Source organism: Thermoclostridium caenicola (genome assembly GCF_900142095.1).
Lineage (GTDB): Bacteria > Bacillota > Clostridia > DSM-8532 > DSM-8532 > Thermoclostridium_A > Thermoclostridium_A caenicola.
Map to the genome: position 1 here is coordinate 55,195 of NZ_FQZP01000008.1, position 19,662 is coordinate 74,856.

Genomic DNA, 19,662 nt, shown 5'->3' on the forward strand with positions numbered 1-19,662 from the left:
TAAGCTTTTGAACATGATGCGAAGATACCTGAGCCGTTATTGCACGAAGGATTGCCCTCTCACGAGTATGCCTCTTTTACCCCTTCCCTTAAGCAGGTCGTTCAGCACCAGGTTGGCAATTTCAAGTTCCAGTTTATCCCTGTCCTTTTTGGGAAGGGTTTCGATTTTTCTTGCGGAGTGGTCGTCATAATTTATCTTAAGTTGTGGGTATTTTCTTACAATTTGGGCTATACCGCTGATGATGCCGCTCTCAGGAAAAAAGGAAAACTCAATAGTATAGTCGGGATCGTTTCTTTCCAGGATCCTGCCTCTGAAATTCATTGCTATTCCTCCTTATAGAGCTACTGTTGAGGTTTCGCCATAAGCCAAAAAATCTGGCAAGCGGTATCCGGTGCTACATCATTTTCCAGGTTGTGTTGTGAGATCGATAGAGGATACTGCCGTCAAATTCCTGGAGCAAACGAATCACACTGCTTCGGTTCCCTTACAGGCCCAGCGCGTACCTTGAAGGCGGATGGCCTTTCCGGCTGGGCTTGATATCGGATGTCCTGTTGCCAATCAATGTCGCGTTAGAGAAAGCAAAAGAGCCCAGGCAAATTTCTACCATGGCTCCATGATGGTTGTTGCACCACAAAACCTATGGCAACCCGACTGTCATGGCCAAAACGGCTTCAGACTCGTAGCTTTGCGACCCTGTTTTTCAACAAGTTTGCTTTTTTCATAAGATATACAGTATCTAGCTCTTGGCATAAGCCGAGATGAAATTTTAGCTGATTGTTGCCATTATGTCAATCAGTTTTAGGGAGAGAACCGGTTATGTCGGATATGTTTTTCTAATAATGCAGCTTGATGTCTAACACGTCGCATACGGTCTGCTGGGTGGGCAGAATCTGACCGTTGACGATTTCTGTTATGGAGGCCCCGGATACTTTTATGGTTAGTAGGTCCACGCCTTTTATGTCTACGTCAAAGTATTCCGGTACAATGCCTTTATAATGCGTTATCTTCTTCAGGGTTACCCCGTCCCCGATGATCTCCAGTTCACCCGTGCATTTTGTGCCTGTGCTGGCATCATCAATTCCGAAATAACCGGTTATTCTGGCATATCGCCCACCCAAGGTATAGATGCCCCAGGTGGTGCTCAGTCCGTCGTTCAGGATCGTGCTCACCGACAGGTATTCCTTGCCGGCGATCCGCATGGTTCCGGCCTTGCTATAGCTTGTTCTGGCATGCTTATCATCATACACGGTCTTGACCCATCCGCCCATCATACCATACTGATTCCAGTTTTCTGACTTCAGCGCAGGGGTCAGCTCGGATAAAAAGATGGCGTTGATCTTCTGCTCATTTCCAAAATAAAGGGTGTTCCCGTCCCTTGTCATCTTCTTGTTCATCACGACGGTCAGGTACCGGATGGGAACATAGGTGGTTCCATCGATAATCAGGGGAGGCACGGGTCTGCCGTCCGCATCCCGGGGAAATAGTTTCACCCCGTCCAGCACAATATCCACGCCACCCACAATGGCTGTGACCTGGCGGACAAATCCACTGTCTGCAAAGGCGTATAGCCCGGTAATGAGGAAACAGGCGCATAAAAAGCCCGATACAAATGATTTGATTTTCATACGCAATTCTCCTGAATATCCTAATGACCTATAACTTTTCTCTGTTCCGCAGGAGCCGGGGAGCATCAGGCCGAACGAAAACGATCAGGCCTTGCAGAACTTTCCGAAAAAGGCGCCGAAGGCCCTGGACCAATCCTGCGGATGGATACGGATTATGACGCCTACATTATATTCCATGCTGCCCATGCATTCAATGAATTGGAAATATTGCCTGAAATTTATGCCTTTTGTGGACGTTTATTTATAATTGTATTAATCAGTAAAACAACCGTTTTCCCTGACGGATTCTCTCGGCCTGCAAGGGGGTAGGAGGAAATGCTGAAAGAGAGGTTTGCCATTTTGCGTCTGAAAAAAGCAGGAGACAGCCAGGATGTGGGTTGGGCCGGTTCAAAGATCCCATGGACCTTTGTCATGCTGGACAAGCAGGATGTCCGCCAGGATCTGTTTACCGCATACTGCCGAATCAATCATCCCGCGTTCCCGCGGATTTTGGATATTAAAGAAGGGGATACCTACTATTGCGTCCTGAAGGAAAATATTCACGGAGAGAATCTGGAAGCCCGGCTTAACCGGGAGGGAAGGCTTGATCACGGGCAGGCCTCCAGAATTATCGGCGAACTTTGCAAAACCCTGGAATTTTTGCGTATGCTGAGGCCGGGAATTGTCTGCTACAGGGACATTGCCCTGTCCGATATCGTGCTGGATCACCAGGGCACGGTTAAGCTTATCAATCTGGAGAAGCTTATTCTGACAAAGGGTGATGGAGCTGATGAACCTACAGGGGATTTGCAGCAGGTCCAGAGCGTGGCGCTTTTATACTACCACCTGCTAACGGGAGTCAACCCCTGTGAAATCGAGGGCCACATACCGTCCTTTTCACAGCTCGGACTGTACCTTCCGGGCGAGCTGTTTGACCTCATCACCAAAGCGCTCAAACCGGATTCACCCATGAAAACGCTGGGCCACTTCAGAAAGGAAATAGAGAAGCTGTTTCCGCGCCGCTGCGAGGAACACGGAGACCAAAAAACACCTGCCAGGCGGCGTATAACCGGAAGGCAGGCCCTTGTCATTGCGGCCGTTACCCTGGCTGTTTCGGCGGCGGCTGTACTGGCCTTCAAGCTGTGGGTGTTTGATGCCGCCAGCAGGGCTGAAAACAACGAAATAACGAGGCTTCTTGCATACCGGGAGACCGCTGCGGCAGCTGAAGAAGCAAAGCATACCGATTTTTCCGGGGAGGAAGCAAATATCCTGAACCGGACCGAAACTATGGTAGCAGAGCCGGAACAACCGGTTCAGAATGCGGAAGAAGTATCACAAAGCACAGACGCCCATGAAGCCGGGCAAACCGCTGATAAAACTGATAGTAACTCTCTGCCCAAAGACCGGAATGCACCGGCAAAAAGGCAAAAGGTGTATTTAAGCTCGCTGGAGCCCGCATCCTTCTCCGCGGGAAGCGACAGCTTCAGGCTTGCAGACCTGGATGCGTCCGACAGGGATATCCAGGGCAACAGGTTTCAGGCGGGAATTAAGCTGGAACTCGTCGACAGCTACCTGTCAGATTATAAGGACCAATGGATGACTGTGGAGTACAACCTGGACAAGGGTTATTCCAGGTTCAGCTGCGTTTTTTCGGTCAGTCAGGCCTTTCAGCATATTGATCCCTCTCAAAAGGCCTGGCTCAACATACTGGGCGACGGAAAACTCCTCCTGTCAACCGCATCCGTCGGATCCTCTTCCGGACCGGTGCGTATTGAAGCCGATATCAGGGGAGTGAAGAAGCTGACGCTACAGCTGAATCCCGCATCCCAATTTGTTGAAAATGCAGGCTATATTATCGGGGATCCTGTGCTGGAGCCATAAAGGACGGATTTTCCTCAGGCCTGGAACTCCCGTATCCCGGCGATGAATTTCCGGAACAATACCGGATCGAACTGATCCTGCATGTCTTTCATGATCTCCACCGCTTTTTCCGGGGTGTAGCCTTTCCGGTACGGCCTGTCCGATGTCAGGGCATCGTATACGTCGCAAATATGGATGATCCTGGCCAGTAAGGGAATTTCACCGGCAACAAGCCCCGAAGGATAGCCCCCGCCGTTGTACTTTTCGTGGTGGTAGCGGACGGCTTCCAATACCGTATCGGAAAGCCCGGTATCCTTGAGCATGCGATAGCCGAACTCGGGATGCATTTTCATGGCTTCAAACTCTTTTTCGTCAAGCTTTGACGGCTTGTTCAGGATCCCGTCATCAATGTGGTACTTTCCGATGTCGTGATACAGGCCCGCATAATACACGGTGGCCTGATCCAGGCCGCATCCTGATGATTCCGCAAACCGCACCGCGAGATTGGCTACGCTGAAAGAGTGCCTGTAAGTGACCGGATCAAGTTTTTTGAGTGTGCTGATGATGCACGTATCCTGCTTCAATTCCAAAATCCTTGTTTTCTCCAATTTCTGCTGCGTTCTTGTGTGCCGGACGGCACACAATTGTTGCGCCTCCTTTCGTATTTGAAAGTATACTGTATGCAAAAATAAAAGAGCCAGGACAAACCAATGCCATGGCTCTACTACGCCCTATAAAACCTATGGCAGCCCGACTGTCATGGCCAAAACGGCTTTAGACTCGTAGCTTTGCGTCCCTGCCTTTCGGCAGGTTTGCCCTTGTACATGAGGTATACAATATTCAACTATCGACACAAATCGATGTAATTTTATCCAATCGGTTCGGAAATGTCAATACATTAATTTCAGATTTTTCTAGTTTTATGGCCTGTATTCCACAAATGGTGCTGATAATAAGAATCTGCCCCATGAATAAGTTCCGTGGCTCACCGGGACAGGTCGGCCAAATGGTATTTCACAGCCGGAGAATGGTTATACTGCAAAACAGGTGATGGGGAAAATGTTTGGAAGGATCAGGAACAAAAGCAAATCGGGGAGAAATAACAGCGAGGAAATTGTGCAAACCGGTTCTTACGGCCCGATACCGCCGTCTGCAGATGCCGTGAAAGCCAGCCTGAATGAAATTTTCTCCAACTGCTGCGATTTCATCCTGCGGGAAATCGCATGCGGAAAAAACGGGGCAATCCGGATCCTGGTGGCCTATATCGACGGCTTTGTCAGCAAGAATGAACTGAATCAGGATGTGGTCCGCCCGATCCTGGATTTTCTGGCAAACGAAGAATCTCCCGGAGGCAGTAGCATCTACAACCGGCTGACGGATTGCATTGTGGTCAACAATGATATCCATGAAGCCGCAGATATGCACCAGGCGGTGGATGGCATCATATCCGGCGAAGCCGTACTCTTTATTGACGGTGAAACCAGGGCCCTGGTGGTTGGCGTCAAGGCGCCGCAGGGACGGCAGGTGCAGGAACCGGATACCGAGACCTCCATCAGGGGTGCCAGGGAAGGTTTCGTTGAGAACCTGCTTACCAATACGGCGCTTATCCGGAAGCGGATCAAGAATCCGAACCTTAAGCTGGAGATGATGCACCTTGGCGACAGGACAAAGACAAATGTCTGTATCTGTTATATCAAAGGGCTTGCCAACGAGGCAATCGTCAGGGAGGTGCGGGAAAGGCTCAAGAAAATAAAAACCGATGCCGTGCTGGACAGCGGCATCATCGAACAGTACATTTCCGATAACCGCCTGTCCCTCTTTCCTACGGTGGGAAGCAGCGAAAAATGTGACAAGCTGGCCGGAAAGCTTCTGGAAGGGCGCGTGGCCATTTTCTGCGACGGTTCACCCCATGTCCTGACCGTTCCATACCTGTTCGTGGAATCCATACAGGCCACGGATGACTATTTTGATCATGCCTTTTTCGCAACCTTTATGCGCCTGCTGCGCGTGATAGCCCTGACGACATCGACGCTCCTTCCCGCCATGTATGTGGCGCTGGTCGTATACCATCATACGGTCATCCCTTTTAAGCTCCTGTTGACCCTTGCCGCCTCCCAGCAGGGAATCCCGTTTTCTCCTTTTGTTGAAGCCATGTTAATGATAGTGGCCTTTGAGCTTTTGCGTGAGGCGGGTGTCCGCATGCCAAAGCCCATCGGTCAGGCACTGAGCATCGTGGGCGCCATCGTGCTGGGCGAGGCTTCGGTAGCGGCGGGCATCGCCAGCAACCTGATGGTGATCGTGGTGGCCATTACGGCTGTTTGCAGCTTTATCGTGCCCCCGCTGCTCCGGGCATCCATGCTGCTGCGCTTTATGTTCCTGATTGCAGCCAACTTTCTGGGGATCCTGGGCATTGCCTTTGTGGCTGTGGCCGTCTTTGTGCATCTCTGCAAGATGAGGTCCTTTGGTGTTCCCTATATGGCGCCTTTTGCACCGCTGACGGTAAATGATTTGAAAGACGCGTTCATCGTGGTTCCCATCTGGGCCATGATAACACGGCCCAAGATCCTTCGTCAGCAGGAAAACGTAAGGGGCGCGAAGGGCTCTCAGCGCCAGGAGGTGAACATACAGCAATGACGGCAGGATGGCGAAAAAAAGCAAAAGGTATGGTTTTACTGGCTTTTCTTCTTGCATGTCTTTTGCTTTTGTCCGGGTGCTGGAATTATAAGGAGCTGACGGATATCAATGTAGTGGTGGGCGTTGGGCTGGACAGGACGGAAGAGGGCAAGGTCCTTTTGACGGTACAGGTGGCGGAACCGGGATCGATTCAGTCCACTTCCGGCCACGGGAGCGGCGGAGAGGGACCAACAAAACCTGTGTTTGTCGTATCCCACGAAGGAGAAACCATATTTGGAGCCATAAGGGAAATGCTGGCCACCGTTGACAAGAAACTGTTTTTCAGCACAGTGCAGGTGCTTATCCTCAGCGAAAGGCTTGCGCGGGAGAGCCTGGAGGAGAGCCTGGACTTCTTTCAGAGGGATCATGAAGTGGATTATCTGATGAATGTCCTTGTGGCAAAGGACGTGTCCCCTGCTGAAATCCTTGCAATGGAAAGCGATATGGATACCATCCCCGCCGTGTATATCAGTGAAACAGTGGAGAATACCTCTTATCGCGGGACGGGAAAGAAAACCATGCTGATCGATGTCATCAAGGACATGGATTGCAAAGGCAAGCAGCCGGTCATCGGACAGATCACAAAAGCGGGCGAAAACATGGTCAGGACGGAAGGTCTTGCTGTTTTTAAGGAAGGCAAGCTGGTGGGCTGGCTGGATCCCTACGAAACCAGGGGGTACCAGTTTGCCATGAACGACATCGGCAGCGCCATCGTGAATATTCCTGCGGAAGAAGGAAAAATGTCCATGGAAGTTTTCAGGTCAAAAGCGAAGATCGGTGTTGAATTTGAAGACGGGGAGCCGGCCTGCCTCATGGTCAAAGTGAGGCTTGAGGCCAATGTGGGAGGCCACGAAGGCAAAGGGAAACTGGACGCGCCTGAGAAGATATCGGCACTGGAAGAAATCCTGGAAGAAACTATCAGGAAAGAGATCGCGATGGCGCTGGAAAAAGCACAGGACGAATATTCCAGCGATATTTTCGGTTTCGGTATGGAGGTACACAAATACCACCCACAGTACTGGAAGAAGGCGCAAGATGAATGGGATCGGATTTTCAGCCGACTGCCTGCGGATATTCAGGTGGATGCAAAAATAAGGCGAACGGGTATCATCATTAATCCCGTTATTAAGGAACATTAAGGAAGCATATTGGTATGGTCATCGTTATCATTGTGGTGTTTCTCATCATCATTGCCTATGATGTGCAGGGTTTCATACGGAAAAAGGAGCGGGCAAGCGCGGTTATTATCTATCTTGTCCTGATGGGGATCAGCCTGGTTGTCAGCGTGCTCCTGGCATCAGGGAAAAGACCGTCCAGCCCGGCCCAATGGATAGAAGCGGCGCTGAAGATGGTTGGGGTTGTGAAGTGATGGAAAAAACGCAGATATCAGGCATCCAGCTGTATCTGATATTATTGGGATTTCTTTTCGGCAGTTCTGTCATATTGACTCCCGCGTTAGGGGCGGGAAGGGACGCCTGGTTGGCCATGATCCTCGCCGGAGTTGCCGGGATTTTGCTGATGTGGGTTTATACAACCATAGCCTTGCTGAACCCGTCCAAAACGCTTGTGGAGATCTTGCGGGACAAGTTGGGCAAAGTCATTGGAACCATTCTTTCGGTTCTGTACATCTGGTATTTTGTTCACCTGGCCGCTCTGGTGTTCAGAAATTTCGGCGAGTTCATCTGCACGACGACCTTACCGGAAACCCCTGTTGCTGTGGTGATGGGGCTTTTTGCACTTGTGCTGCTGTATGTGGTCAACAGCGGCATAGAGGTTCTGGGAAGGCTGAGCGAACTTTTTGTGCTCATCCTGCCTACAGTGGTTTTAATTATCAGCATCGCACTCATTACGGAACACGATTTCACCGCATTCCTTCCCGTCCTGGAAGACGGTATGGCGCCTGTTATCCAGGCGGCCTTTGTCAACCTGACCTTCCCTTTTGGGGAAGCGGTGGCGTTCCTGATGGTTTTTCCGCACCTGAACAGGATGGATAACCTCAAGAAGGTTGTGATTTCTTCGACGGCGACCTCGTCGGCACTGGCTATTTTTGTATTTGCAAGGGATTTGATTGCCCTGGGCAGCGATTTGATAGCTCGGGCCACATTCATTCCCCACCTGACATCCCTGCTGATACCGGAGTTTAATGTGGTACCCCTTGTGGATATCAACCTGCTTGTCGGCGGGGGAGTCAAGATATCGGTATGCATATACGCGGCTGCAAAGGGGTTAAGTCAGGTTACGGGGACCCATGATTACAGAAGCTTTTCGCGGGCCGTCATCACTTTTTGTGTGGTGCTTTCGGTATGGGTCTATGAAAACCTGATTGAAATGTTCGCCTGGGCCGAGAAGTTGTGGCCGTACTACTCCATTCCCTTCCAGTTTGTCATACCCCTGCTGCTGCTTTTGCTGTCCTTAAGGGGAAAAAATAAGCCTTCACAGCCAAACACGGAAAACACTGAAACAGAAAGCTGTACGTCGGATGCTTAACCTGCTGCCGTTAAAGTAATGGGCCCTAAGCGGTGGCATATGCATGCAGCTTGAGGGATTTGCGGTATACCAGGACATGGGAAGGGCAGAAGACGCTTTCAGGATGATTGGAGTTGTTGATGATGGAGAAGACACAGATATCGTGGATACAGCTGTTTCTGCTGTTGTCGGGCTTCCATATCGGAAGCACCGTGTTATTGTCTCCTTCGGCAGGGGCAGGCAGGGATGCCTGGCTGGCCATGATTCTCGGGGGGGCCGGCGGGACCCTGCTGATGTGGTCATATGCCGTCCTGTCTATGCTGAACCCGTCGAAGACCCTGGTGGAGATTTTGCGGGACAGGCTGGGAAAGATCGCCGGAACCATCCTTTCGTTTCTGTATGTATGGTATTTCATCCATCTGGCTTCCCTGGTTTTCAGGGATTTCGGCGAGTTCCTCTGCACCACCACTTATCTGGAAACGCCCATGGTCGTGGTCATCGGGCTTTTTGCGGTTGTTCTCCTTTATACGGTCAACAGCGGTATAGAAGTTTTGGGACGGCTGAGTGAACTGCTGGTACCCGTGATTCCTGTTGCCATTTCCATCATCAGCTTTTCCCTCTTCACGATAAATGATTTCACCGCAGTCCTTCCCATCCTTGAAAACGGCCTGATGCCTGTACTCAAGGGAGCTTTTGGCGCGATAACCTTCCCATACGGGGAAACGGTTGCCTTCCTGATGCTTTTTCCGCATCTGAACAGGAAGGATAAGCTGAAAAAAACAGTCGTTATATCGGCGGTATTATCGACGCTGTTGGGACTTCTTGTGTTTTTCAGGGATCTGTTCGTCATTGGAGGGGATTTGATAGGCCGCTCCACGTTTATTCCCCACCTGACTTCCCTGCTGATACCCGAGTTTAATGTGGAACCCCTCCTGGATATCAATCTTCTGATTGGCGGCGGCATCAAGATCTCGGTATGCGTATACGCAGCTGCAAAGGCATTGTGCCAGATCACGGGCGTCCAGGACTACAGGGGTTTCACCAGGGCTGTCCTCACATTTGCCGTAGTGCTTGCCATATGGGCCTATGACAGTGTGCTTGAGCTGTTCGCCTGGACGCAAAAGGTGTACGGGTTTTATGTTATTCCCTTCCAGGTGCTCATACCGCTGTTGCTGCTTCTGCTTTCCCTGATCCGTAAGGGCAAGCCGCAGGGGGAAGTACCTGACAAAGAAGGCAATAATAATGCAGAAGCTGTTAATGCATGACATTAACAGCTTCCTTGTGGCGGAGGGTTAGGGATTCGAACCCTAGATACCTTGCGGTATACTGGTTTTCGAGACCAGCTCCTTAGACCACTCGGACAACCCTCCAGGTTATGGTCTTTTTTACCTCAGGATATCATTTGATGCGATTGGGCGGCAGAAGTTCCGCCTTTAGCTTCAAACTCCGGATATGGCTTTAATAATGCCGGGTTCCCGGCAAAATTGCTTCTTTATTATAAGGCATTTGCGACGTTTCCGCAACTGGGGAAATTCTGAGATTGCTACGTCGTTTCTCTCCTCGCAATGACATAGGAGATATTGCCTGCAGGGTCTATTTAAGGTGTCATCACAAACCAAGTGAAACGGAGCGTGGTAATCTCACCGCATCCGCAAAGCCGTACCCATGGTGTAAAGTGCAGCGCGGCAATCTTCTATTCCCGCATGACATACCCTAATCTGTCATTGCGAGCACCGTTGATCGGTGCGCGGCAATCTCGCAAAAAACTACCTCCTTGCCCTGAAAAACTCCGTGAGCAATTCTCTGCACTGGCTCTCCATGATGCCTTCATAAATCTCGGGAGTATGGTTGAAGGCCCGCATGCGCAACAGATCCACAACCGACCCCACCGCTCCGGCCTTCGGATCGGAAGCGCCGAAGTAGAGCCGCCGGATGCGCGCGTTGATGATGGCGCCTGCGCACATGGGGCAGGGCTCCAGCGTCACATAAAGGTCGCAGTCGTCCAGCCGCCATCGGCCAAGGATCCGGCAGGCTTCGTTGATGGCCAGGATCTCCGCATGGGCGGTAGCGTTTCCGGTAGTCTCCCTGAGGTTATGGGTGCGGCTGATGATAAGCCTGTCCTTTACGATGACGGCACCAACCGGGACCTCGCCCTTTTCTGCGGCCTTTCTGGCCTCCTGGATGGCTATTTCCATGTAGGGGTTGATCATGGATTCCCTCCCTTTCCAACATCCAACTTCCAACAACTTACTTCCGATTTCTGAGATTGCTTCGTCGGCTATCGCCTCCTCGCAAGGACAAGAAAGATACTGCCAGCATGATCGATTCCGGGGTGTCATTGCAAAAGGAGTGAAACGGAGCGTGGCAATCTCACTGTTCCCGCAAAGCCATGGCCTTGTTGTCAATGCGAGCGGAACGGAGTGTAGCGCGGCAATCTCATCCAGCACTATTATACAGTATTTCAGGTATGCCTCATCCATCTCCTACATAAACATTAGTATGGTTAAGAAGGGGTTGCGTCTTAAAGCTGAAGACATTGTCCTCCTGATCCTTCCGCTGGCTCTTCTGCTGCTCTTCCTTATAAGGCCCAAGGCGCCGGACACTGAAAAGCATCCGGACCTGCCGGAAACCGAGCGCAGAGGGCCGGAGATCACGCTTACGGTTTACAATCCCGGCAAGAGCCTCATCACAGAGGAAAAGCTGGAGGATTACCTGGTGGGCGTAGTGGCTGCCGAAATGCCTCCGTCCTTTGAGCTGGAGGCCTTGAAAGCCCAGGCGGTGGCGGCGCGCACCTATGCTTTGGGAAGGGTGGAAGGCTACTACGGTTCCACCGAGAGCCATTTCGGGGCCGACATCTGCACCGATCCGGGCCACTGCCAGGCCTGGATCTCCAGGGAGCGCTTCCTTGAGGTATACGGCAGCGAGGAGGACTGGGATAAGATAGAGCAGGCGGTGGAGGAAACCCGGAATGTGGTTGTGACATACGGGGGTATTCTGATCAACCCGCTTTACCATTCCAACAGCGGCGGTATTACCGAGGATGCCCAGGAGGTTTGGGCCATTTCCGAGAGCGTGCCCTACCTGCAAAGCGTCACAGGTCCCGATGAGAGCAGCTATCCGGACTATGAGAAAATTCAATTATATTCCTGGGATGAAATCGTGAAGAAAGTAAAAACTAGATATCCCCAGGCCAAATTTCCGGAGAAAGTCGATATGGCGATTGAGGCCTATACCGTCAGCGGGCGCGTGGACACCATCCGGATCGGGAGTGTCTCCATTCCGGGCACCGAATTCCGGGAACTGTTCGGCCTGCGCTCCACCAATATCAGCCTGAACTTTCCATCACCTGAATCTGTTGAAATCACAACGATTGGTTACGGCCACGGCGTGGGCATGAGCCAGTGCGGGGCCGACGCGCTGGCCAGGGAAGGTTACAGCTACGAGGACATTCTGAAACACTATTATTTGGGTGTGGAAGTGGAAGAAATCATGCAATAGAGTATAAATCCATCTCCACTGGCAATAATACATGGTGGAGGTGGATACTGTGAACAACAAGGGTAGTTTTAAGAACGAGGGGTCATTTGGCAAAAGGATCGTGAGTTTTTTTAAGGAAAGCGGCTTTTATGTAGCCATTGTGGTGGGGCTTTGCGCTCTGGCCGCAGGGGCTGTTTTCTTTTCGACGAACCAGATACTTACCGAGCCGGAGCCTGACCCGCAGCAGCAAAACCTGATTGACAATGGTCAAAACGAGTTTAGTCTGCTCGATGACTTTCCTGAGATACCGGAGTTTGATGAAAGCTCCATAAACGACAGCAATGGGGCTGAATATGCCGACGACGGTCCTGATGACAGCCTGATCGCACAGGAAAACACCAATCCGGGGGCGAATGAAATAACCCTGGAAAATGAGCCGGCTGACAGCGGCGAACAGACAACGGTACAGGAGGGTTCTCCCGAACAGACCGTCGAGCAGGAAGAGGACAGCGCCCAAACCACATCGGGAGGTATCATGGAAGACGGAACGGCGCCGGTGGACAACGTGGTGTTGGCAATCGTCAAACCCAATTTCACAGTGCCTGTTGAGGGCAAGATTCAAAACGGCTATTCCATGGACAAGCTGGTTTTCTCGCCCACTTTCAATGAATGGCGTACCCACAGCGGCGTAGACATTGCAGCTCCCCGGGGTGAAGTGGTTCGCGCCATCGGCAGCGGGGTCATCCATGAGATCAAGAACGATCCCAGGTATGGATTCACCATCGTGATCGACCATAAGAATGGCTATAAGTCCCTGTATGCCAACCTGGCCAGCGACAGCACCATCACGGTAGGCAAGGAAGTCAAGATGGGGGAAGCCATCGGATCTGTGGGAGCGACTGCGATCTTTGAAAGCGCAGAGCCGACACATCTCCACTTTGAGCTGTACAAAGAGGACAAACTGGTAGACCCCGAAGCCTATATTGATTTTCCCAAATAGGGATAATGGTCTTTGACACAAACTCTGCCGGAAAGCCCGTCATGAAAGTGGCGGGTTTTTCTTTTGCTTTCATTAAAACGATATCTTCTGAATTTCTACCTGCTCAGCGAGTCTCCATACCAAACCGGCATCCGGCGCCTGTGTGCCGTCGCTCATCACACTGGCGGCGCCCATGGCCATAGCTAAGCGGATGCGGGTTTCCCAGGGCAGTTGCTTTTCCAGGCCATAAGCCATCGCAGCCACCATGGCGTCACCTGCTCCAACAGTGCTCAGGGCAGGGACTTTCAAGGCATCGGCCGTAAACACCCCGTCGGACGACATGAAAATGGCGCCGGCTGCTCCCAGGGAAATGGCAATTTCTTCAATGCCTGTCTCCAGCAGCTTTTTGCCTGCCTGGATCAGTTCCTGCTGCGTAGACAAGTCTTTCCCTGCGATCCTGGACAGTTCCGCATCGTTAGGCTTGATGAAGTTGGGTCTGGCCTCAATCCCCAACCGCATGGCCTCGCCATCACTGTCCAGGAACACCATTGCGCCAAGCGAATGAAAGCAATTCGTCCATTCGTAATACAGCGAAGCATTCGCTCCCCTCGGAAGACTTCCGGAAAGGATAACAATATCGCCGGGAGAGATCTTCGCAGCAATACGGTTTCTCAGTTCCTCCAATACAGATTCGGAAACCTCCGGTCCCGGTTCATTGATTTCGGTGGTAACACCGCTGGACGGATCAATGATTTTCATATTTGTGCGTGATTGCTCCGAAATCATCACCGGTAATGTATCGATTCCCATTTGTGCCATCAAGGCCAGCAGATGCTCTCCGGTAGATCCACCCAGGATAGCTCCCGCCGTGCTATCGGTACCAAGTTTTTTTAAGCACTTTGAAACGTTAAAGCCTTTTCCGCCGGCATCGATGCGAAAAGACTGTATGCGATTCACACTGCCGACGGAGAAACCAGGAATGACCACCGTCTTATCAATTGCGGGATTCAGCGTAACAGTAAATATCAGTTTACTCACTCCTTTTCACTTCAATAGTAACCGGTGGTCGGTTCTCTGACAAGCTGCAGTTCTTTCGTCATAATTCCATGGCCTGGAGGAAACGGCCAACGGGTTCTGTTCATCATGTACATGTACATGATATTGGCAATTTGGTATAATATAATAATAAACTTCACAGGGGTAGAGGAAAGGAAAGCAGTATGGATAAGCCGATATTGATCTATAATTCGTTGACCAGAAAAAAGGAAGAATTTGTTCCTGTTGAAGAAGGACAGGTCAAAATGTATGCCTGCGGGATAACCGTATCTGGAGATGCCCATATCGGTCACGCATACCAGGCGGTTATATTTGATGTCATCAGAAAATACCTGGAATATTGCGGATACCGTGTTACCTATGTAAGGAATTATACGGATGTGGATGATAAAATCATCAATAAGGCCAGGGAACTGAATGTTCCGGCGATGGAATATGCCAACAAGATGGTGATAAAGACAGATGAGGAACTGAAGCGCCTGGGCATTGAAAATGCTACCATTGAGCCAAGGGCCACTGAAAATATTGAGGAAATGATTGAGTTTATATCGGAACTCATCAATAAGGGATATGCCTATGCGACGGAATATGGCGATGTCTTCTTTTCGGTGAAAAAGTTCCCCCAATACGGCAAGCTTTCAAACAGGCTGGTTGAGGAAGAAATCAGCGGCGTCAGGAAAGAGGTTGAACCAGGGAAGATTGACAGTCAGGATTTTGCCCTGTGGAAAAGCGCAAAAGAGGGTGAGATTTACTGGGAATCTCCATGGGGCAAAGGACGTCCTGGTTGGCATATTGAATGCTCAGCCATGAGCATGAAATACCTGGGTGAAACCATTGACATTCATGGTGGCGGAAAAGACTTGATTTTCCCTCATCACGAGAATGAGATTGCACAATCGGAATCGCGCACAGGAAAGCCATTTGCCAGGTATTGGATTCACAATGGCCTTGTAAAGATTAATGGCCAAAAAATGAGTAAATCCCTGGGGAATGGGATTTCGCTGAAAGAGTTGCTGGATAATTATCATCCTGACATTATACGTTTTACCTTGCTGCAAAACAACTACAAATCGGATTTGAATATTGTCGATGGCATTTTTGAGACCAATGAAAAGCATATTTACGGCTTTTATAAAATACTGAATGAAATTGATCAACTGACCGATGAAGAAGCCACCGGCGACAGCCAGCAAAATGATGACGCGAAATCGCAGATAGAGAATGAATTCCGGGATGCCATGAGCAATGATTTCAATACGGCCGTTGCCATTGCCAATCTGTTCGGCTACTTCTCAAAAATGAAGCAGATGCTTGAGAAGAAAAAAGATGTTGGCAGCCTGAAGGCAATGAAACAAGCCATCATTGATAATTACAGAGTGCTGGGGATTTTGCAGCATGATCCGCAAAAAGTGATTGAGTTGATACGGGATAAATATTTGACCAAACACGGTATCACTGTAGAGGAAATTCAATCCCGCATTAACCTGAGAAGTGATTACAAGGCAAAAAAGGACTATGCCAACGCGGATGCCATCAAGGAATATTTGGCCAATAAAGGTATAGTGGTTATCGATAAAAAAGGCGTGACTGAGTGGGATATTGCCTTCTGAAATAGAAGTGGCATAAAAAAGGATTATTCCGCATACACTATTGTTTCATATGAATAAATAAGATTAAACTCGCCGGTTTTTAGCACAACGGCGAGTTTTTTTCATAGAGAATCATACATATCAGAATAAGGACAACACAATCTTTGTGTTTGCGGGTATAGCGTACTAGCCTTCCTCATATAGATAGTATCGGGACATCAAGCCGTGGTATCGGCGCTGTGCGGGAGGCAGGCGCATGAGACATTACATAGAGGAGCGCGCCTTAGAGCTTGGGAACTTCATCATTGAAAACAGGACGACTGTCCGAGCAGCTGCACAGAATTTTGGTATCAGCAAAAGCACGGTGCACAAGGATGTTACAGAGAGGCTTGCAAAGCTTGATCCATTTATGGCAAAGCAGGTGAAAAGGATACTCGACGAAAACAAAGCGGAAAGGCATATCCGCGGAGGTGAAGCAACAAGGCTCAAATATGGAAGGGAAGGCAGAAAAGTCGGTTAAACACCGACTTTTTGCATATTTTATGACGGCTCAGGCATGTCCCGCTCCCGCAAGCCGCACATGCATATCCGGCGGAGCCCTTTCGCATTCTGAGCCATCATGTTTGAACGAGGCCGTTCAAGCAGCTACTTTTTAGGGTACCTGATATCCCACATTATGAATGACCAGGCAATCCCGGCGAGCAGGAAAAGCGGAATACCAATGAGCGATGCCAACGAAAAAAGATTTGATGGGCTGCCCGCCATCTGCACATGTCAACCGCGTCTGATTATTTCCTGGAAAGCATTTGACCAATAGGTTCCAAAATGATATAATATACTCATCATATTATGTCCCTGAAACTGAATATGGTTGAAGTGCTGAATTCCTGTCTGCTTTCTTGGACAGGATACGGGGGAACCAATTCATGGGGTGAATCCGGAAATTATTTCCGGTAGGGCTAATTCCTTTCGGCCCGAATCCGTCAGCTAACCTCGGAAGCTTTGAAGGGAAGGATGGTTATTTTCTGCCTTTGAAGCGATTCTCACTAGGGTTGGTGATAATCGCTTTTTTAGTCGTGACGTTGGTTCCCCGATTCCTGCCTTCAATGCGTTTGGTTGGCAGGACGGGGTTCTTCTTTTTTCTAAAACATTCGAAAGGGGGTCGGAGATATGGGTACAGTTTATGATGTGTACCGGGAGAACAATGGCAACCGGTTTGAGGAACTGAAGCGCAGCATAGAAACGTATGAACAGGTGAAAGGTACCATAAAGACCGGCCTTGAGGACCGGGAGAAGATTGCCCGGCAGAAGGCAAGGATTATGGAAAGGCTGGGAGCCACCGAAGAGCAGTGGAAGGATTACAGATGGCAGCTTAAGAATCGTTTCACACGGGCTGAAGATATCGCCGAAATGCTTGGGCTGTCGGCGGAAGAAACAGACAGGATCAAAGCGGTAGGGGAAAGGTACCGGTTTGCAATTTCTCCATATTATCTGTCGGTCATCGATCCCGACAATCCGTCCTGCGGGGTCAGACGACAGGCCATCCCCTCCTTCGATGAGCTGAATGATCAGGGCGAGCTTGATCCTATGGATGAAGCGGGCTGGACTCCGGAAGAGCTTATCACCCGGAGATATCCTGACAGGCTTATCATCAAGGTTACCAATATCTGCGGCATGTATTGCAGGTTCTGCCAGAGAAGGAGGATGATCGGCGAGCATGATGCCCATGCGGACCGGGAACAGATCGGAAAAGCCATAGACTATGTGCGGAAGAACAAGGAGATCCGGGATGTTCTGATCACCGGCGGTGACGCTTTTATGCATGACGATGCCACCATAGAATGGATGCTGGAGGAACTCCGAAGCATCCCCCATGTGGAGATCATCCGGTTTGGGACCAGGGCACCGGTTACGCTGCCCCAGCGGATCACCGACAGTTTGGTCAACATCCTGAAAAAATACCATCCGATATACGTTAACACCCATTTCAACAATCCCAGGGAGATCACCGAGGAGTCCAAGGCAGCCTGTGAGAAGCTGGCCAACGCGGGTATCCCCCTTGGCAACCAGATGGTGCTGCTCAATGGCGTCAACAATGACAAGTATGTGGTCTGCAAGCTGAACCAGGCGCTGCTTACCATCCGTGTAAAGCCCTATTACATCTTCCATCCCAAGACGGTCAAGGGCACGTCACACTTCTGGGTGAGGGTGGAAGAAGGCCTTGAGATCATGGACTATCTGAGGGGAAGAACGTCGGGCATGGCCGTTCCCACCTATATCGTCAACGGACCCAAAGGCCTCGGCAAAACGCCCATCCTTCCTAATTATCTGTGCTATATCGGTAAAGACAAAGCGGTGTTCAGAAGCTGGCAAGGAAAAGTGTTCACCATACAGAATGAAATCCGGTAAAGGGGGAGAATTTACGATGAACGTCAAGTTCAATAAGTACAGCAAGATGATGGAGATCGAATTCCAGTTCAGGGATGTTCAGGATCCGAACCTCTTTCGCAATATTTTCCCTTACAATGAGGTCCCGAGGCTGGTTTTCAACCACAGAGTCGTGCCCATGAACATTCCTGAAAAGCTTTACATTACCGACACCACCTTCAGGGACGGGCAGCAGTCACGCTCCCCCTATACGGTTGAGGAGATCAGCAAACTGTTTGATCTTTTGCATAAGCTGGACAACGGCAGCGGCATCATCAAACAGAGCGAGTTCTTCCTGTATTCCAAGGTGGACAGGGAGGCCGTTGTCAAGTGCATGGAGAAGGGCTACGACTATCCCCAGATCACCTCATGGATAAGAGCCAAGAAGGAAGATTTCCAGCTGGTAAAGGATATGGGGATCAAGGAGACGGGTATTCTGGTTTCCTGCTCGGACTACCATATCTTCAAGAAGCTGAAGATGACCCGAAGCCAGGCCATGGAACAGTACCTGGGCATCGTTTCTGCGGCGCTGGATGCGGGCATCGTGCCCAGATGCCACCTGGAGGATATCACCCGGGCGGACTTCTACGGCTTTGTGCTGCCCTTCGTCAACCGGCTCATGGAGCTGTCCAGGCAGGCCGGGCTGCCTGTGAAGATCCGGGCCTGCGATACCCTGGGCCTGGGGGTCAGCATCCCCGGCGTGGCACTGCCCAGAAGCGTTCCGCAGATCATTTATGGTCTGGTCAACTACGGGGAAGTGCCCTCCGAGTGGCTGGAATGGCATGGCCACAATGATTTCTACCGGGCGGTGACCAACTCCACCACTGCTTGGCTCTATGGTGCGGCCAATGTCAACACCTCCCTGCTGGGCATCGGTGAGAGAACCGGAAATACCCCGCTGGAGGCCATGGTCATGGAATATGTCCAGCTCAGGGGTGATACGGGCGGCATGGATCTTCGGGTGATCACCGAGATCGCCGAATACTTCGAGAACGAGCTGAACTATGAGATTCCGCCCAGAACCCCCTTTGTAGGCCGGGCCTTCAATGCCACGCGGGCCGGCATTCATGCGGATGGCCTTCTGAAAGATGAAGAGATCTACAACATCTTTGACACCACCAAAATCCTGGGAAGACCCCCTGTGGTGGTCATCGACGCCCATTCCGGTCTTGCCGGGGTGGCGGCCTGGATCAACAGCTATTTCCACCTTAAAGGGGATATGGCCATTGACAAGAAGGATGAAAGGGTGGCCAGGATCAAGGCGTGGATAGATAAGGAATATGAGAACGGACGAACGACCGTTATCGGGGATTCCGAAATGGAGCAGCTGGCCAAGGAATATTTCCCGGAACTGCTTTCTCTCAGGCAGAGCAGGGTGGAGTAAAAATTTTAACATATTCCTTAAGCTGACACAAAAAATGTAAGAAAAAGTGGAAAAGCCGGGAAAACCGGCTTTTCGCATACCATGGGTTTTCAGATCGATGTCGGATGCCCCGGAAGCCCCGGTATTGCTGAAATTCAGACTTGTAAT

Annotated in this window: 17 protein-coding genes, 1 tRNA gene and 3 riboswitches; of the genes, 12 read left to right on the top strand and 6 right to left on the bottom strand. The window is 50.5% G+C overall.

The features are described from left to right. Positions 1 to 36 precede the first annotated feature (36 nt). Both F3H12_RS04065 and F3H12_RS04070 read right to left on the bottom strand, forming a co-directional pair. Complete coding sequence (locus F3H12_RS04065) at positions 37 to 321, bottom strand: hypothetical protein (RefSeq protein ID WP_149678086.1); 285 nt, start codon at positions 319 to 321, stop codon at positions 37 to 39. A 317-nt stretch (positions 322 to 638) separates the two neighbouring features. Continuing rightward, a riboswitch (cyclic di-GMP riboswitch) is annotated at positions 639 to 724 on the bottom strand. Between the two features lie 109 nt (positions 725 to 833). Further along, positions 834 to 1,625, bottom strand: a complete 792-nt coding sequence (locus tag F3H12_RS04070; protein WP_188118361.1) for an NPCBM/NEW2 domain-containing protein — start codon at positions 1,623 to 1,625, stop codon at positions 834 to 836. A gap of 315 nt (positions 1,626 to 1,940) precedes the next feature. Here F3H12_RS04070 and F3H12_RS04075 point away from each other — a divergent pair, with 315 nt between their 5' ends. Further along, positions 1,941 to 3,485: an NPCBM/NEW2 domain-containing protein gene (locus F3H12_RS04075; protein ID WP_149678088.1), complete on the top strand. Its 1,545-nt coding sequence runs from the start codon at positions 1,941 to 1,943 to the stop codon at positions 3,483 to 3,485. Between the two features lie 14 nt (positions 3,486 to 3,499). Here F3H12_RS04075 and F3H12_RS04080 read toward each other — a convergent pair whose 3' ends face one another. After that, entirely contained in the window at positions 3,500 to 4,048 is a 549-nt protein-coding gene (locus tag F3H12_RS04080; protein WP_188118362.1) for an HD-GYP domain-containing protein, read from the bottom strand. Between the two features lie 157 nt (positions 4,049 to 4,205). Then, a riboswitch (cyclic di-GMP riboswitch) is annotated at positions 4,206 to 4,291 on the bottom strand. Between the two features lie 232 nt (positions 4,292 to 4,523). Here F3H12_RS04080 and F3H12_RS04085 point away from each other — a divergent pair. The 5 genes from F3H12_RS04085 (at position 4,524) to F3H12_RS04105 (ending at position 9,868) form a co-directional block, all read left to right on the top strand. Then, entirely contained in the window at positions 4,524 to 6,098 is a 1,575-nt protein-coding gene (locus F3H12_RS04085) for a spore germination protein (protein WP_188118363.1), read from the top strand. Next, on the top strand, positions 6,095 to 7,276 hold the full coding sequence (locus F3H12_RS04090; RefSeq protein ID WP_149678091.1) for a Ger(x)C family spore germination protein: 1,182 nt from the start codon (positions 6,095 to 6,097) through the stop codon (positions 7,274 to 7,276). Before F3H12_RS04085 ends, F3H12_RS04090 begins: the two co-directional genes overlap by 4 nt. 14 nt (positions 7,277 to 7,290) lie before the next feature. Beyond that, positions 7,291 to 7,506 (top strand): hypothetical protein, encoded by a 216-nt coding sequence (locus F3H12_RS04095; protein ID WP_149678092.1) that lies wholly within the window; start codon positions 7,291 to 7,293, stop codon positions 7,504 to 7,506. Then, complete coding sequence (locus tag F3H12_RS04100) at positions 7,506 to 8,624, top strand: GerAB/ArcD/ProY family transporter (RefSeq protein ID WP_188118364.1); 1,119 nt, start codon at positions 7,506 to 7,508, stop codon at positions 8,622 to 8,624. Before F3H12_RS04095 ends, F3H12_RS04100 begins: the two co-directional genes overlap by 1 nt. A gap of 119 nt (positions 8,625 to 8,743) precedes the next feature. After that, positions 8,744 to 9,868: a GerAB/ArcD/ProY family transporter gene (locus F3H12_RS04105; protein ID WP_149678094.1), complete on the top strand. Its 1,125-nt coding sequence runs from the start codon at positions 8,744 to 8,746 to the stop codon at positions 9,866 to 9,868. Between the two features lie 17 nt (positions 9,869 to 9,885). Here F3H12_RS04105 and F3H12_RS04110 read toward each other — a convergent pair. Further along, positions 9,886 to 9,973, bottom strand: a tRNA-Ser gene (locus F3H12_RS04110). A gap of 396 nt (positions 9,974 to 10,369) precedes the next feature. Then, entirely contained in the window at positions 10,370 to 10,813 is a 444-nt protein-coding gene (gene tadA, locus F3H12_RS04115; RefSeq protein ID WP_149678095.1) for a tRNA adenosine(34) deaminase TadA, read from the bottom strand. 151 nt (positions 10,814 to 10,964) lie between these two features. On the opposite strand from tadA, the gene spoIID reads away from it, so the two are divergent. Together spoIID and F3H12_RS04125 are read left to right on the top strand one after the other, a co-directional pair. Beyond that, positions 10,965 to 12,101, top strand: a complete 1,137-nt coding sequence (gene spoIID / locus F3H12_RS04120; protein ID WP_188118365.1) for a stage II sporulation protein D — start codon at positions 10,965 to 10,967, stop codon at positions 12,099 to 12,101. Between the two features lie 49 nt (positions 12,102 to 12,150). Beyond that, positions 12,151 to 13,080 (top strand): M23 family metallopeptidase, encoded by a 930-nt coding sequence (locus F3H12_RS04125; protein ID WP_188118366.1) that lies wholly within the window; start codon positions 12,151 to 12,153, stop codon positions 13,078 to 13,080. Positions 13,081 to 13,152: 72 nt separating this feature from the next. Here the strand turns inward: F3H12_RS04125 and pfkB are convergent, their stop codons facing one another. After that, a complete protein-coding gene (pfkB, locus tag F3H12_RS04130) occupies positions 13,153 to 14,097 on the bottom strand; it encodes a 1-phosphofructokinase (protein ID WP_149678098.1) in 945 nt (314 codons plus the stop codon). Between the two features lie 182 nt (positions 14,098 to 14,279). Between pfkB and cysS the strand changes: the two genes are divergently transcribed. The 4 genes from cysS to F3H12_RS04150 all read left to right on the top strand — a co-directional run bounded on the left by cysS (position 14,280) and on the right by F3H12_RS04150 (position 19,515). Continuing rightward, positions 14,280 to 15,725 (top strand): cysteine--tRNA ligase, encoded by a 1,446-nt coding sequence (gene cysS / locus F3H12_RS04135; protein WP_207706801.1) that lies wholly within the window; start codon positions 14,280 to 14,282, stop codon positions 15,723 to 15,725. Between the two features lie 235 nt (positions 15,726 to 15,960). Then, the gene (gene spoIIID / locus F3H12_RS04140) at positions 15,961 to 16,224 is read left to right on the top strand and encodes a sporulation transcriptional regulator SpoIIID (RefSeq protein ID WP_149678099.1); all 264 of its coding nucleotides are present in this window, start codon (positions 15,961 to 15,963) and stop codon (positions 16,222 to 16,224) included. A gap of 347 nt (positions 16,225 to 16,571) precedes the next feature. Continuing rightward, positions 16,572 to 16,721, top strand: a riboswitch (cyclic di-AMP (ydaO/yuaA leader). Between the two features lie 153 nt (positions 16,722 to 16,874). Continuing rightward, positions 16,875 to 18,113, top strand: coding sequence for a KamA family radical SAM protein (locus F3H12_RS04145; RefSeq protein WP_149678100.1), 1,239 nt, complete (start codon positions 16,875 to 16,877; stop codon positions 18,111 to 18,113). A 16-nt stretch (positions 18,114 to 18,129) separates the two neighbouring features. Then, positions 18,130 to 19,515, top strand: coding sequence for a beta/alpha barrel domain-containing protein (locus F3H12_RS04150; RefSeq protein WP_149678101.1), 1,386 nt, complete (start codon positions 18,130 to 18,132; stop codon positions 19,513 to 19,515). Positions 19,516 to 19,662 lie beyond the last annotated feature (147 nt).

What these genes read in the sequence shown, in the direction of transcription:
- tadA (WP_149678095.1), bottom strand. Translation starts at nt 10,813, where the DNA reads ATGATCAACCCCTACATGGAAATAGCCATCCAGGAGGCCAGAAAGGCC.
- F3H12_RS04100 (WP_188118364.1), top strand. Translation starts at nt 7,506, where the DNA reads ATGGAAAAAACGCAGATATCAGGCATCCAGCTGTATCTGATATTATTG.
- F3H12_RS04090 (WP_149678091.1), top strand. Translation starts at nt 6,095, where the DNA reads ATGACGGCAGGATGGCGAAAAAAAGCAAAAGGTATGGTTTTACTGGCT.
- F3H12_RS04095 (WP_149678092.1), top strand. Translation starts at nt 7,291, where the DNA reads ATGGTCATCGTTATCATTGTGGTGTTTCTCATCATCATTGCCTATGAT.
- F3H12_RS04075 (WP_149678088.1), top strand. Translation starts at nt 1,941, where the DNA reads ATGCTGAAAGAGAGGTTTGCCATTTTGCGTCTGAAAAAAGCAGGAGAC.
- F3H12_RS04145 (WP_149678100.1), top strand. Translation starts at nt 16,875, where the DNA reads ATGGGTACAGTTTATGATGTGTACCGGGAGAACAATGGCAACCGGTTT.
- spoIIID (WP_149678099.1), top strand. Translation starts at nt 15,961, where the DNA reads ATGAGACATTACATAGAGGAGCGCGCCTTAGAGCTTGGGAACTTCATC.
- F3H12_RS04105 (WP_149678094.1), top strand. Translation starts at nt 8,744, where the DNA reads ATGATGGAGAAGACACAGATATCGTGGATACAGCTGTTTCTGCTGTTG.
- F3H12_RS04070 (WP_188118361.1), bottom strand. Translation starts at nt 1,625, where the DNA reads ATGAAAATCAAATCATTTGTATCGGGCTTTTTATGCGCCTGTTTCCTC.
- cysS (WP_207706801.1), top strand. Translation starts at nt 14,280, where the DNA reads ATGGATAAGCCGATATTGATCTATAATTCGTTGACCAGAAAAAAGGAA.
- F3H12_RS04065 (WP_149678086.1), bottom strand. Translation starts at nt 321, where the DNA reads ATGAATTTCAGAGGCAGGATCCTGGAAAGAAACGATCCCGACTATACT.
- F3H12_RS04085 (WP_188118363.1), top strand. Translation starts at nt 4,524, where the DNA reads ATGTTTGGAAGGATCAGGAACAAAAGCAAATCGGGGAGAAATAACAGC.
- F3H12_RS04150 (WP_149678101.1), top strand. Translation starts at nt 18,130, where the DNA reads ATGAACGTCAAGTTCAATAAGTACAGCAAGATGATGGAGATCGAATTC.